This window comes from Bacteroides uniformis (assembly GCF_025147485.1).
GTDB classification, from domain to species: Bacteria; Bacteroidota; Bacteroidia; order Bacteroidales; family Bacteroidaceae; genus Bacteroides; species Bacteroides uniformis.
In genome coordinates this window covers 701,681-715,451 of record NZ_CP102263.1, presented here as the reverse complement: position 1 = coordinate 715,451, position 13,771 = coordinate 701,681, and the positions used below count along the sequence as shown (strand labels likewise).

At 50.0% G+C, this 13,771-nt stretch carries 6 protein-coding genes; all 6 read right to left on the bottom strand.

The genetic code is table 11. From position 1 onward, the window contains the following. Positions 1-26: 26 nt before the first annotated feature. Entirely contained in the window at positions 27-3,752 is a 3,726-nt protein-coding gene (locus NQ510_RS02815) for a beta-galactosidase small subunit-related protein (protein WP_229031903.1), read from the bottom strand. Then, positions 3,749-5,821, bottom strand: a complete 2,073-nt coding sequence (locus NQ510_RS02810; RefSeq protein ID WP_005830289.1) for a glycoside hydrolase family 97 protein — start codon at positions 5,819-5,821, stop codon at positions 3,749-3,751. Before NQ510_RS02810 ends, NQ510_RS02815 begins: the two co-directional genes overlap by 4 nt. Positions 5,822-5,852: 31 nt before the next feature. Then, positions 5,853-7,286 (bottom strand): cellulase family glycosylhydrolase, encoded by a 1,434-nt coding sequence (locus NQ510_RS02805; RefSeq protein ID WP_005830286.1) that lies wholly within the window; start codon positions 7,284-7,286, stop codon positions 5,853-5,855. A gap of 130 nt (positions 7,287-7,416) precedes the next feature. Further along, entirely contained in the window at positions 7,417-8,874 is a 1,458-nt protein-coding gene (locus NQ510_RS02800) for a glycan-binding surface protein (RefSeq protein WP_034525954.1), read from the bottom strand. Between the two features lie 40 nt (positions 8,875-8,914). Continuing rightward, the gene (locus tag NQ510_RS02795; RefSeq protein ID WP_005830278.1) at positions 8,915-10,537 is read right to left on the bottom strand and encodes a RagB/SusD family nutrient uptake outer membrane protein; all 1,623 of its coding nucleotides are present in this window, start codon (positions 10,535-10,537) and stop codon (positions 8,915-8,917) included. A gap of 43 nt (positions 10,538-10,580) precedes the next feature. Continuing rightward, positions 10,581-13,757, bottom strand: a complete 3,177-nt coding sequence (locus tag NQ510_RS02790; RefSeq protein ID WP_005830275.1) for a SusC/RagA family TonB-linked outer membrane protein — start codon at positions 13,755-13,757, stop codon at positions 10,581-10,583. Between the last annotated feature and the right edge of the window lie 14 nt (positions 13,758-13,771).

The following is a 13,771-nucleotide window of genomic DNA, read 5'->3' as shown; positions in this document are numbered from 1 at the left end:
AATCTTACCAGTCCGATACAATATTTTTATTTCATCATAGGTCTTATGCTGATGGTTCTCCGATATTCCTGCGGCATCGCCTTGTAAGCACCGAATACACCGCGGGCCGTACAGCCGACCCCGGTAGTGGCATAATCGAGATTCAGGGTCATGCCTTTCTGCTTCTGCAATTGGTAGGTATACATCGCTTTCGTCAGATTGTCTGTGCTGTACGGATAAATGTTGAAGTTGAACCATTCGTTCATCTTGAATTGAAGGCCGATGCCTTTGTCCGTGGTCAGTTGCAGCCAGCGTACATCTGTCCGCAATCCGTAATCTTGTGGCATTAGATAGGGCTCGTACATAGCTTGTACGGTAGAGGCATATATCCCCATCGGATAGCCGGTTTTCCGGTCCGGATAGTTCTCTTGCGGTCCTCGGCCGTACCATTTCACTTGGTCGAGCGCATCGCTTACGGTCAGCGTAAGTCCTATGCGAGGAAACCAAAGCGGCATTTTCCCTTCAGGCTTCAATACATGGCGTATCTCTATCGTCCCTTCACTATTGATAATATACTCATAGTGGTTGATGATGCCGTTGTTCTGTACTCCTTCGATGTAGAGGTCTTTTTTCTCTTTTTCTCCTTTGCCCATCAATTCCGCATCAATGATGTGTATATGTACGCCTTCGGTGGTTTCGGACACCGAAAAAGAGAGGGGCTGATGTGTCAGGCGTTCAATCCCTGCAGAATACATTTCTGTGGCTACCGTGTATCCGTAACCTTCTTTCCAGTTGGAGGAGCGGGCGCTGGAGGCATTCCAGTTGTCCAGCTCATTGGCCAGCGGGGCACGCCAAAGATTCAGCCGGAGCGGTGATTCCAGCAGTTCCATATCTTGAACAACCATCGACGTCAGTTGTCCGTCGGTACGGTTGAATACATATTTGAAGCCATCTCCGGAGACAACCAATTCTTTCTCCGAAAGTGAATAGGAAGGTACGCCTTGAGCCTTTTCTTCCGAAGAGCATGGCAGGCTCCAAGGCAGTTCAAGTTCTTCCCATGCCACCTCATGTCCGGCTTTTGCCCACAATTCATCTTTTTTCAGGACGGCATGAAGCATCAGGCGGTATTCTTTGCCGGGAATCAGGGCTGGCTTCTTATAAGGTATGTGCACCAGCTCTTGGCTAAGCGGCGCTGTTGAGAGTGCCAAGTCGCCCGATTGAATAACCTTGTCATCTTCTTTCAATTCCCATCGTATGGCATATCGGGAAGCATTTGTATAATGATTGCGATTCCATAACTCAACGACTCCCTCTGTCACATCCGACATGGAAAAAGAAAGAGGTTGTCCGGTTTTCTTCATTTGCCACATTTCGGGCTGTACGCTACGGTCGGGCCAGATGCTGCCGTACGTACGTGCACCGATGCCGTAACTGTAGAATGTACCATTTTCCGTCTCTTGCTCAAAATCTAGCCACAGAGCGGCTTCTTCCGGGTGAAAAGAGGAAGTCAGTGCCTTGGCGAAAATGCCGACTTCGTCCATTTGAGCATCGCAGATGTAGACCGAAGTCTCTTGGCCGTGTGTTTCTGCATTCCGACCGATGTTGACGGGGTAGGGGAAGTTCCGGATATTGCCCGATGCTTGTGTGGAGGCCTTTTCTGCTCCGTCTATATAGATGGACATTTTCTGTCCGTCGTAGACGCACGTCACTTGATGCCAGTTGTATTCCCAGTCAGTAGGCAAGGAGGCGCATACGGAATGCTTTTTATCAGTATAGATATAAAATTCCAGTTTGTCTTTACCGCGTTGTTGCAGCCCGAACTGATAATTGCCTTTTGTGATGAATGAGCCGCAACTGCTTACCAGTTTCCGGGGGTAGATTCTGCAAGTGAGTGTCAGTTCATTACTGTTCAACTCCACATTGTCTGCACGATAGACCTCTACCCATTGGTCGTGACCGTTCAAGTCCAGCACCGTGTTCTTTCCTTCCTTCACCAAGCGGGCATTTCCCATCAGATGGGCGGGAGTATGGAAGGGCGAAAGGTCGTCCACTTGCCTTATCCGTTCGGTCAGTCCCGGACTTACAAAATCCCAGATGGCCCCTCCTATCAGGCGGGGATGTCGGTAGATGGCTTCCCAATAATCGTCCAGGGCACCGCCGGCATTGCCTGCAACCGATAAGTATTCATCCATAAACGATGGTCGGGAATCCTCTCCTATGCCTACCTGCATTTCCAGTTCCATAGGAGTAGGGTAACGGGGTCCGATAATATCTTCTGCCGGATGGGAGAATGCATTTCCGCCATACATCCAGAAGCGGGTGGGGTCCAGCGATTTCCCTTCTTCAATGGTGTGGGTAATGTTGATACCTTCACCGCTTTCGTTTCCTGCGCTCCAGAACAAGACGCAGGGATGGTTTCTGTCCCGTAACACCATTCTGCGGCATCGCTCGCGATACATCTCTTCGTATTCCGGGAGACTTGAAATCCATTCCGAGGCATGGGCTTCATCGCCCACCTCGTCTATGATATAAAGCCCGTATTCATTGGCCAGTTCCAAATACTTATTCACCGGAGGATAGTGAGAGGTACGTACGGCATTGAAATTAAACTGTTTCAACAATTCAAAATCCTTGCGTATGGTGGCTTCGTCCATGACATGTCCCTCTTCGGGATGCTGCATGTGCGAATTTTGTGCATTGACTTTCAGTGGGATACCGTTAAGATAAAAAACACCGTCTTTGATTTCCGTCTTTTTGAATCCGATGACCGTTTCTATCTTGTCTTTCTGCAGACCGGCCGGATTGGATAATTCCAGACCGAGCGTATAAAGCTCGGGTGTCTCGGCTGTCCATTTCCGGGGTTCTTGTACCAAGGTATGCAACTGTATTGTCTTTTCCGCAGCGTCCATTTCAAATGGAGCTGCGGAAAAGTTACAGATAATCTTGCCGTTTTTATCCTTTAAGTAAGCTTTCAATCCATAATTCTCATTTGGCTTCTTTTGGTAGTCCTTGATTTTTACCTGAATACTTAACTGCGAATCGGTATACGTATTATCAAACTCTGTGATTACTTGCCAGTCGAATATCCTGACAGCAGGTGTGGCGTACAACCATACGTCGTCAAAGATTCCGGCCAGTCGCCAATAATCTTGTCCTTCCAGGTAATAGCCGTCCGAATACTTTAGTACACAGACAGCCAGCGTGTTTTCGCCCGGCTTCAAATAAGGAGTGATGTTGTATTCGGCAGGTTCTTGTGCTCCTTCATTGTAGCCCACTTCATGACCGTTGACCCATACAAAAGAAGCGGATGCCACTTTCTCGAACCTTAAAAATATCTGGTCTTTTGCTGCCCAACTTGCAGGTACCTTGAATGTTCGCCGGTATAGTCCGGTAGGGTTATACTCTTTGGGAGCATGTGGTGGATTCACCCCGAAGGGAGCAGATACATTTCTGAACAGCTTGTCACCATAACCTTGCATTTCCCAGTTTGAGGGAACTTTGATGTCGCCCCATTGCTTATCCGGGAATTCGGGGTTAAAAAAGTGTGCAGGTATCCCTTCCGGTGTATCGCACCAGAAAAACTTCCATGTCCCATTCAGTAGCATGCTCTTTTCGGGCATATGCCAAGCGTGTCCTTCCTCTTGTCCTTTTTCAAATACAGAAGGGTTGTCTATATACCAGAGCATATCCTTAAGGAAGGATTTGTCTTGTGCATAGGATTGCAGGCACAAGGCTACTGAACACAATGGCAGAAACAGTTTTCTCAGATTCATTTTTTTGTAATTCGTGCTGTCCATCCACCGCCGGGTGCCAGTTGTACATTGAGTTTGTCTTTGGCAGTGACGATGCGTACTTCTTTTTTATAGTCGGTAGCTTCACGGTCGGCATTGATGCCGTCGGCAAAGATTTCGGCTTCGTAGTTGCCTTCGCTGAGGAAGGAGAGGTCGATGGTGCAGCTACGCGGAGTCCAGTTGGTCATGCTGCCTACAAACCAAGTGTTTCCTTTGCGGCGTGCTATCGTGATGTATTCGGCTATTTTACCATCAAGAGCAATGGTTTCGTCAAAGGTAGTGGGAACCTTGGCGATGAAGTCGGTGCATTCCTGTTCCTTCATGTATTTGCTAGGACTGTCGGCAAGCATCTGCAAGGGTGCTTCGAAGACGGTGTACATAGCCATCTGGTGTACACGTGTACCTTGACTCATGGGGTGGTCGTTGACGGAGCGGAACAGGGAACGGGTGGCATTTACCATAGCTCCCGGCGTATAGTCCATCGGACCGGCGAGTTGGCGCAGATAGGGGGCGGTAACGTCGTAGCGCGGGAAGTCATGCAAGGGTGCACCGTTCACGATGGGCTCCCACTTGCTGTTTTCCAGTCCTTTCACACCTTCAAAGTTGAGGATGTTGGGATAGGCGCGCTGGATGCCGAAGGGTTTCAGTCCGTGTAGGTCAAGCAACATGTGATGCTTGGCGGCACATGCTGCGAGTTGTTCGGTAGAAGAGATGGCGAGTTGGTCGTCGCGGTCGAAGAAATCAATTTTGAAACCTTTGATTCCCATTTGTGCATAGTGGCTGATAACTTGTTCCACGGCAGGGGAGATGTCGCCTCCTCCCGTAAGATTGCGCCAGCTTGCCCAGAGGATGATACCTACGCCTTTTTTGTTGCCATATGCCACCAGTTCTTCGAGATTGATTTCGGGACTGATGTCTTCCATTAATGATTCCTTTCCGCTCCAACCTTCGTCGATGATGATATACTCCAGCTGGTTTTCGGCGGCAAAGTCGATGTATTTCTTATAGGTGGGCGTATTCATGCCTGCCTTGAAGTCCACGCCGGTCAGGTTACAAGTATTCCACCAGTCCCATGCCACTTTTCCGGGTTTAATCCAGGATGTGTCAGCGATGCGGCATTCGGGTGCGAGGCGTTGCATCATGTCGTTGTTGGCGAGTTGTGTGTCGTGGGTAACAACAAGCACGGCACGCCAAGGATAGGTCTGTTTCCCTGTGGGACGCCCGTTGGGGCAGAAGTAGGGGGCATTGTTGGGCTTGCTGATAACGTCGGCACGTTTGGTAGGGACGAGGTTCAAGCGGTCATAGCCTCCGATGACTGTTTCCTGTGGATAGGGGGCGAATTCTGCCTTCACTCCGTGGGGCATCTGTGGGTTGGCAGTGAGGAACATGCCGGGATAGTTGGACAATCCGGCTTCCATAATGACGGCTTTCTTTCCGTTCTCCAGTTCTACCATCAGCGGAGTAATGGCAAGCGAGTCTTTGTACATGCGAGAGAGGGGGGCCTCATCGTAGTAGGACTCGAAGGAGTAGCAGTAACGCTCGCCGGCGCGATTGTCGTTAATATAGGGCACGAAAGCGTGGTAATCGCGGTCGAAGTTGAACTCGGCAATCTCGTTCTTCACGCAGAAAGGCTTGCGCAGTTCGGAAACAAAACGATAGGCGGCTCCGTCGTCGTAGGCACGGAACTGTATGCTGTAGCCGTTACGGCATTTCAGCGTGAGTTGGTTATAAGTGTCCTTCACACTCGCCTTTTTGTAGAAAGGAGTGGGGAAGGAAGTGTCGACGGAAGTACGGGTAGCTTTGGTCACCTTCACATCTTTGCCGAAGGTGAAAGCAATGGGCTTTCCCTCAGCTTCGGTGCATTGCATGGCAATGTCCGAAGGCAAAAGAACGCTGGTACCGTCGTGGGCAATCGCCCAGTTGAGGTTTTTCCCGGCTTCGATGTTGACAATTAGTTTTCCGTCCGGTGAATTCAGTTGATATTGCTGTGCTTGTGCCGTCAATGCACAAGAAAGCAATAGGCTGGCGAAACAAGTGCTGATTCTGTTCATTTTTATTTGATTATTGATTATGAATATTTGTTTAATTCCGTGGATATTTAACCGGAATAGCCATCATTTCTTCTAAGAAGAGAGGGTCGTCGAACTGGCAAGTCTGTCGGTTGTATTGTCCCCCCGGAGTGTCCCATAGCATTGGGCACATGCCGCGCGAGTAGATGGCTTCGGTTACGGAAACACAGAAGAGTCTTATCACTTCCTTTGTTCTGTTTCTGGAGTCGGCGCAATATTCGCCTATGATGACGGGGATTCCTTTGTCTACGCAATTCTTCTTCAGTAGGTCCATATTGTCGTTCAGTTCCTTGAAGTCAGCTTCCGTTCCCCAGCTTTCCCGGCCTACACCCCAATCGACAACCTCGCCTCCACCCAGTATGGCAAAGTTTGCGGGAGTATAGTAATGCACTGTAAGAGCAAGTCGGTTTGCGGGATCATTCGGCATCTTGAACAAGGGGTCGTAAGCATACTCCAAGTTGGTGTTGTAGATTTCCACCAACAGATGACGTTTGGCGTTGTTGCCGCCACTGTTTCTTACTATGTCGACAAAGAGCTGGTTGAGGTCGTTCACGTATCCCAGTGCCTTTGCCTTGTCGGCTTCACTACCGCCCCACGGAGTCCAAATCTCATCGTATCCGATTTCATTCATTGGCTCGAACAGTAAGTGGTCACCGTACTTTTCGAAGCGTTCACATATCTGTTTCCAGATGGAAGTGAATTTTTCTTTTGCTTTGCTGTCGGTGGGTACTTGTTTAATCCATTCGTTTTCGTGGTGGATATTGATGATAGCCACCATGCCACAGTCGAGGGTCCAGTTTAGGATTTTCTCTACGCGGTCCATCAGGTCAGGATGCACTTTGAAGTCGTCGGACAGCAGATTGCCCCAGCTGACCGGTATGCGCAGAGATGAGTAGCCCGCTTTGGCATATCCTTCAATGATTTCTTGTGTGATAATAGGGCTTCCCCATGCTTGTTCGTAATTGAGAATGTTGCTTGGGTCTATCCAGTCGCCCACGGCATCCAGCGTGTTGCCTAGGTTGATGCCCAGTCCCATTTCGTTAATCAGTTGGTGGGTTGTGAGATTCTCGCGTACAGTGTATTTTTCCGGTTCATCGCTTTGGATATAGGCCGCCTGCTCCACGTTGATTTCTTGTATATGCTCCTTTACGCTGACGGTGATGATGGCGTTGCGCACGTCGGGCGTAGTGTTGGGTTCTACGGTTATGTTATAGATTGCCTGTACGGGAGTGCTGCTTTCCGAGGTTACTTTGCACCATGCTTCCGAACTTTGGAAAGTGGCTGGTTCATTGGGGGTGATACCGAATTTCTTGCTACCACCCGTTTGTTCAAAATGGAAAGAAGTAGGCTCTACGATGATTTTCAGCTCCTTTTTATCGTCAGAGCAAGCTGTCATCAGAAATAGAACCAGGCTGGTTAATAAGGTTTTCTTGAAGATTTGTGTCATGGTATCGGTAAAATTTCGTTTTAATAATTTCGGTGTATTTATTTTTAGACGCTGATTCAATTGAATCAGCGTCTAAGAGTTTAAAAGAAGGTGTCACTTTGTGTAATCCTGTGCCAGAATTTAATTCAAATTATTGTATCTTGACAACTCGGAAATTATCAAAATACATTTCGATGTTGTATGGACCGTTTTCGCTGGGGTTTGTCATCTGGAGTGCCAACTCGTCACCGTCACGTTTTTGGAACTCGCCCCAAGTGGTTTCGTCTACCAGTTCGGAGAGCGGAATGCTGCACTGCATCCATTGGCCTACTTCGGTTTTTCCGGTGAAGTCGCTCACCGGACGATAGTTCGTGTAGTTGTGAGCCTCATTCCCTTTGAGGTAGATGCGGAATACAGGACCTTCGCCATATTCCACTGCCACGAAGCATTCGAACTGCAAAGCCAGTTCGGAAGTCGGTGTATCGGTAGGCAGGAAGGCTGTGTCAATGCCCCATACGGCACCGTTCTGCAATTGGCCCCACCAGTAATTCCATGCTGAAAGTTCCCCTGATATGCTGTAGCATTTACCATCCGAGAAGAAAGGAGCTGCTGTACCGTCGGCAGTGACGGGTACAGCTTGCCCGCCCCAGGAGAACCAACCGATGTTGTCATAGTTCAATACTATATTCTCCAAAGGATAGAAGCCCGGAACTTCGGCAGTACCGCCCATTGTGGTAATGGCGAGTGAGCAAGTGCCTTGCGGTGCACGCGGCATGGTAAAGGTAAGCATATCGTTAGCTTCGCTTACGGTAACAGTAGAGAGATCTACCGAGCGATTGCCCATTGTGATGGAGACGATATCCATAAAATTCTGTCCCAGTACGGTAACTGTGGTACCCGTGATAGGCATCATGGAGCTTACCTTGCTGATACTTGGTGGGAGGGCTGTGCGACGGAAGGGAGTAAATGCGGATGCGGTATAGCACTCCACTACCAGACTGCCTTCATCAATCAGGCCTGCGGGAGCATTGAATGATATTTCGTCAAAGTTCTTGTTTACCGTGTAGTCCGTTACTTCTACCGAAACAGGTGCATTGGTGATGTCGTCCACGGCAGTGGTGAAATAAACGCGCTGAATTTCGTAGAAGTTACCGCCCACGATGCGCAGAGGCGTGCCCGTCTCCACGGGGAAGGTTGTGGCTACACGGGTGATGTAGGGTGCGGGCGAGAGTACATGCATGGAGTACGTGGCAATGCCGTGCGAGGTCTCGATACGCAGTTCGCCTTTCAGTTCGGGGTTGGCACCCGTCAGTTGCAATTCGCCGGGGATAGTGAGGATGAGACTGGTGGAAGTGCCGTAGTTGCTATTGAACGAAACTTCTTGTTCGTTGATGAACACTTTCCGCACATCATTCAGATTTTCGCCGATGACTACAATCATGGTGCCCGGATTTACATCGGTGAACGTACTGTCGGCCTTCTCTGGGTCGACAAGACGGATGTGGTGGATTACGGGAACACCGCCGCCCTCGTCATCGTTGCAGGCGGTGAAAAGGTTGCATGCCAACAGGATGGTGAGCAACACAAAAGGAAAATGTATATATTTCATATTAAAGTCGTTATTTGAGATAATGAATGTATAACTTGGTTTATTCACTGAATTCGTATGCTACCGGTTCTTCGTTCAGTAGCGGATTCTGGATGACATCGCTTTCCGGATAAGGCATCAGGATGTTGCCGTGGTGGATTTCGATGTTCTCGCCCGGTTCCTGCCAATTTTCTATGCCTTCGAGGAAAGTGTCGCCTTCTTTCTTGCCGAAGTGGAGGTAACCGTCTTCGTCTTTCACGATGAGGTCTACTGTGTAGCCGCGGTGTTGGTTCTGGAAGTAATTCAGCATGTAGTCGGGTTTCCAGTGATACCACGATACCATGTCATACCAGTTACAATACTCCATCGAGAACTCTACGCGGCGTTCGCGAATGATGTCTTCGAAGGTTACGCGTTCCTTGCGGGGGATACGTGCACGGTCGCGCACTTGGTTCAATGCTTCCAGGCCGGGACCACCGGCCAGTTCTTCGCTGTTGCCCAGACAAGCTTCGGCATAGGTCAGGTAAACATCGGCAAGGCGTAGGATGTAGGTGTTGAGCGGAGAGTTCATGGACTGGATATAACCGTCGTTGTCGTCGTCCGGACCGCCCGGTACACCTTTTTTAATGCAAGAGGTGGCGCCGTCGTAAGTATAACCACCGTCGGCAATGCAGATGTATGAATAGTATGTACCCGGTGTGCAGAAGGTGGCGTTGCGGCGGATAGTGTCGCCCAACTCATATTGCTGGAGCATATCTATACTTGCCTGATAGCTGCTCCATACGTTTACACCGCCGGTCATCTTGCTGTTGCCGGCGAGGTCGGCAAGCAGAGTGTTGCATACGCCCCAATCACCCAGTGGCACCCACTGCATGGCAATGAGCGATTCGGGATTGTTGTTGTGCTTATACTTGAAGAGGTCTTCATAGTTTTCGTAAAGGCTGATGCCGCTGTTGTTTATCACGTCAGCGGCCAGTTCCTTGGCTTTCTCCAGGTCGGCGTTGTCGCGTGTGCCTCCTTTCCAGCCTGAGCGGGCGAGGTAGACTTTGGCAAGCATGCCTTTTGCACCCCATGCGTTGACACGTCCTTTGGCGGTTGCCACTTCAGGAAGATTCTCGACTGCATAAGTGAGGTCACGAATAACGAGTTCCAGCACATCTTCTTCGCGGTGGAGCGGTTGCATGGGATTGGCAACCACTTTGTCGTTGTCTTCGATGATGATAACCGGTCCCCAGAGGCGAACCATGTAGAAGTAGGCACAAGCACGCATCAGGCGGGCTTCGGCAATGGCTGTGCGCTTGGCACGTTCGCTTACGCTGTTGCTACATTTGGTCTGCACATCACTGATAACTGCATTGGCCATTGTAATGACCGAGTAGAAACCTGTCCATGCATTGGCAAGGTTTTCGCTCAGGGCTGTCACCTTGAAGTTGGTGAACTCGGGAGCTCCCCAGCGACTGAAGTTATCGTTGGCACGGTTACTGCCCAGCGGCACGATGGCGCGGGAGTTGAGGTCGAACCATGCACGGTTGTAAAGCGGTGCAGTGGCTTGTTCGAGTGCATCGTCGGAAGTGTAGTATGTCACATCTACGTAGTTTCCTTCGGGAGCACGTTCCAAAAATGAGTCGCTGCATGCCGTAAGCAGAAGGAGCGATGATATAAGGGTTAGAAATCTGTGTTTCATAACTATATTGAGATTTTAAATGATAAATGATTTGTCTGGCTCATTAGAAATTGAAGTTAAGGCCAAATGTATAGATACGTTGCGAAGGATAGCGCGCATCGTCCACACCACGTAGCAATACATTGTAGTTCAAAGCGCCTATTTCGGGATCGTAGCCTTTGTAGCCTGTGATGGTACAGAGGTTCTGGATGTTGACGTAGAGGCGCAGATGGTCTATCTGCAAACGGCGCAACCATTTCTGTGGGAAGGTGTACCCCAGCGAGATGTTTTTTATGCGGAGGTAGGAAGCGTCTTCAACAAAGCGGTCGGAGATACGGTTGTTGTCGTTGGCGCTACTGGTAGTGATGCGTTGTACTTTGGCTGCATCGGCGTTGGCCACGTAAACATTGGAAAGTACCTCGTCGCCCACTTCGGGGTCGTGCATGGCGATTTGGGCAATGCCGGTAGCTTCTTTCAGCAGGTTGCTGTTACGCATGGGATCGGTGAAGGTGCGGCGAATCAGGTTGATAGCCTTGTTGCCCACCGAGCCGTTCAGGAAGATGTTGAGGTCAAATCCTTTATAAGAAAGGTAGTTGTTGAAGCCGAACGTGAATTTGGGTGCCGGATTGCCGAGGAACGTGCGGTCTTTCTCATCAATTACACCGTTGTTGTCGCGGTCTTCATAGATGTAGTCACCTACCCAGATGCCCGATTTGCCGATGGTCTGGTCTTTCGGGATGGCTACTTGGATGCGGTTGCCCGTTTCGTCGAGCAGGAAGTTGCCGTCGGCACCTTTCTTGTAGAAATCTCCTTCTTCCTTGAACATACCGATTACTTTATAGCCGTAGAACTGCCCGACCGGTTCGCCCACCATGGTGTAGGTCAGTGTTTCCGAACCGTTGATTCCCGAAATAGCGGATGATTCGGAGTAGAGCTTCGTCACTTCGTTGTGGTTGATGGAGAAGGTGAGTCCTGAGGTCCAGGTGAAATCACGTGTCTGGATGTTGTGCGTGTTCAGGGTAAATTCTACACCTTTGTTGGTCATGGCACCGGCATTGACCCACGGTGCACGAATCAGACCGCTTACGTAGGTAGGAAGAGAAGCTTGCATCAGCAGATTGTCCGTTTTCTTGTAATAAGCATCGGCGATGAACTCTATGCGGTTGTTGAAGAGGGCGAGGTCGAGTCCTACATTGAAGGAGTTTGTTTCTTCCCACTTCAGTTCACGATTAGGATAGTTGCCTGCATAGAAACCAGTACCCCAGATGGAGGCTGCCGAAGCCATGGTGACGCCGTAGGCATAGGAACCCGCCCATTGGTTACCTACTACACCCCAACCCAGGCGGAGTTTCAGTGAGTTGATGGCTTCCACATCTTTGAGGAAAGCTTCGTTGTTGACTTTCCAAGCCAATGCTACCGAAGGGAACCAACCCCAACGACTTTCTTTGGCAAACGAAGACGAACCGTCGGCACGGAGCGTAGCGGTCAGCAAGTAGCGGTCGTTGTAGTTGTAGTTCAGACGGCCGAAGTATGATTCGATGGCGGATGAACCACGGGAACTGTTGGCTTTTGCTGTTGTGGCATCACCCGCATCCAGTTCGTGTACGGAGTTGAAGAGGAAGTTGGTACGGCTGCCGCTCAGCGACTCGTACTTGTTTTCTTGCGCTTCGTGTCCCAGCATGGCAGAGAGGCCGTGTTTGCCGAAGGTATTATTATAAGTAAAGTAAGTTTTCAATGTCCAGTTGCTTCCGTTGCCGGCTCCACGGCTTGCTGACGACTGCTGCTTGAAGTGCTCGTAGTCGTAGGAGGGGGTAAACTTATAGTCGTTGCTGTAATTGAAGTTGGCGGCATATTCCGTGCGGAATACGAGTCCTTTCCACAGCTTGATGTCGGCAAAGGCGTTGACATAGACTTGTGTGTTGCGACTATAGTTTTCGTTTTGGATAAGGTCGGAGAGGGGGTTGGAGAAGTAAGTTCCATACATGTTCTCCGTCTGCATGCCGAAACTGCCGTCCGGGTTGCGGGCAGGCACTTCGGGGAGCTGGTTTAGGGCATTGTAGATGGCACCCGAACCGTCTACGTTGTTGGTCTGCTGTGTACGGGCTACGGAGGCGCGCAAGCCGGTGGTGAGCCACTTGTTGATGTCGTTGTCCATGTTGACGCGGAAAGAGAAACGCTCAAAGTCCGAACCGAATACAATACCGTCTTGCTGCATGTAGCCGCCGGAGAGCGAGTATTTCATGCTCTTCGAACCTCCGGAGATGTTTATCTGATGGTTGTGCATCGGGGCAGTGCGGAAGATTTCATTCTGCCAGTCGGTACCGCGGCTGAGGAGTGAGGGGTCTTTGAACTCTTCGCGTGCACCGAAGCCGATGGTGGCGGCGCGGAGGTTCTGGTAAACTGCATATTCGGGGAGTGTCAGTGTTTCCAGTTTCTTGGGAAGCTGTTGCAAGGCATAGTAACCTTCGTAGGAGACCTTCGTTTTGCCCTCTTCGCCCTGACGGGTGGTGATGAGTACTACACCGTTGGAGGCGCGGCTACCATAGATGGCTGTGGCCGATGCATCTTTCAATACTTCCATGGAAACGATGTCTGCAGGGTTGATGGAACTGAGCACGCTGCTGTTGCTGGTGTTGTTGCCTGAGATGGCTACACCGTCGATAACGTAGAGCGGTTCGTTGCCGTTCAAGGAGTTGATACCACGGATGCTGACCGAGATACCGCCACCCGGAGTTCCGGAATTCTGGGTCACCTGCACACCGGCGGCACGTCCTTGCAAAGCTTGGTCGAGCGAGGTGACTACGGACTTTTTCAGTTCGTCACCCGTCACGCTGACTACGGAACCGGTCAGGTCACTGCGTTTCATCGTACCGTATCCCACTACTACTACTTCGTCCAGCATCTCATTGTCTTCTTGCAGCAGTATGTCGATGCGGATGGTGCGCTCTACTTTCACCTCTTTGGTGCGGTAGCCGATGTAAGAGACTATCAATGTTTGTCCCAGATTTGCCTGGATGGTGTAACGGCCGTCGATGTCGGTAATGCCGCCCGTATTGGTTTCTTTCACTTTGACGGTGGCTCCTACAAGTGGCTCACCGCCCGATTCTGATTTAACGATACCGGATACTGTTTTGGTTTGTCCATACGTGGAAACAATACCCAAACCTAGTAACACGATAACAAGCAATTGTCTCAATTTTGTCCATTCCCATTGAGAGCATACATTTGCGTGTAACTTCATAATACTTTAATTTA

Excerpts from the sequence above, each read along its gene's own strand:
- NQ510_RS02815 (WP_229031903.1), bottom strand. The coding sequence starts at position 3,752 with ATGAATCTGAGAAAACTGTTTCTGCCATTGTGTTCAGTAGCCTTGTGC.
- NQ510_RS02810 (WP_005830289.1), bottom strand. The coding sequence starts at position 5,821 with ATGAACAGAATCAGCACTTGTTTCGCCAGCCTATTGCTTTCTTGTGCA.
- NQ510_RS02805 (WP_005830286.1), bottom strand. The coding sequence starts at position 7,286 with ATGACACAAATCTTCAAGAAAACCTTATTAACCAGCCTGGTTCTATTT.
- NQ510_RS02800 (WP_034525954.1), bottom strand. The coding sequence starts at position 8,874 with ATGAAATATATACATTTTCCTTTTGTGTTGCTCACCATCCTGTTGGCA.
- NQ510_RS02795 (WP_005830278.1), bottom strand. The coding sequence starts at position 10,537 with ATGAAACACAGATTTCTAACCCTTATATCATCGCTCCTTCTGCTTACG.
- NQ510_RS02790 (WP_005830275.1), bottom strand. The coding sequence starts at position 13,757 with ATGAAGTTACACGCAAATGTATGCTCTCAATGGGAATGGACAAAATTG.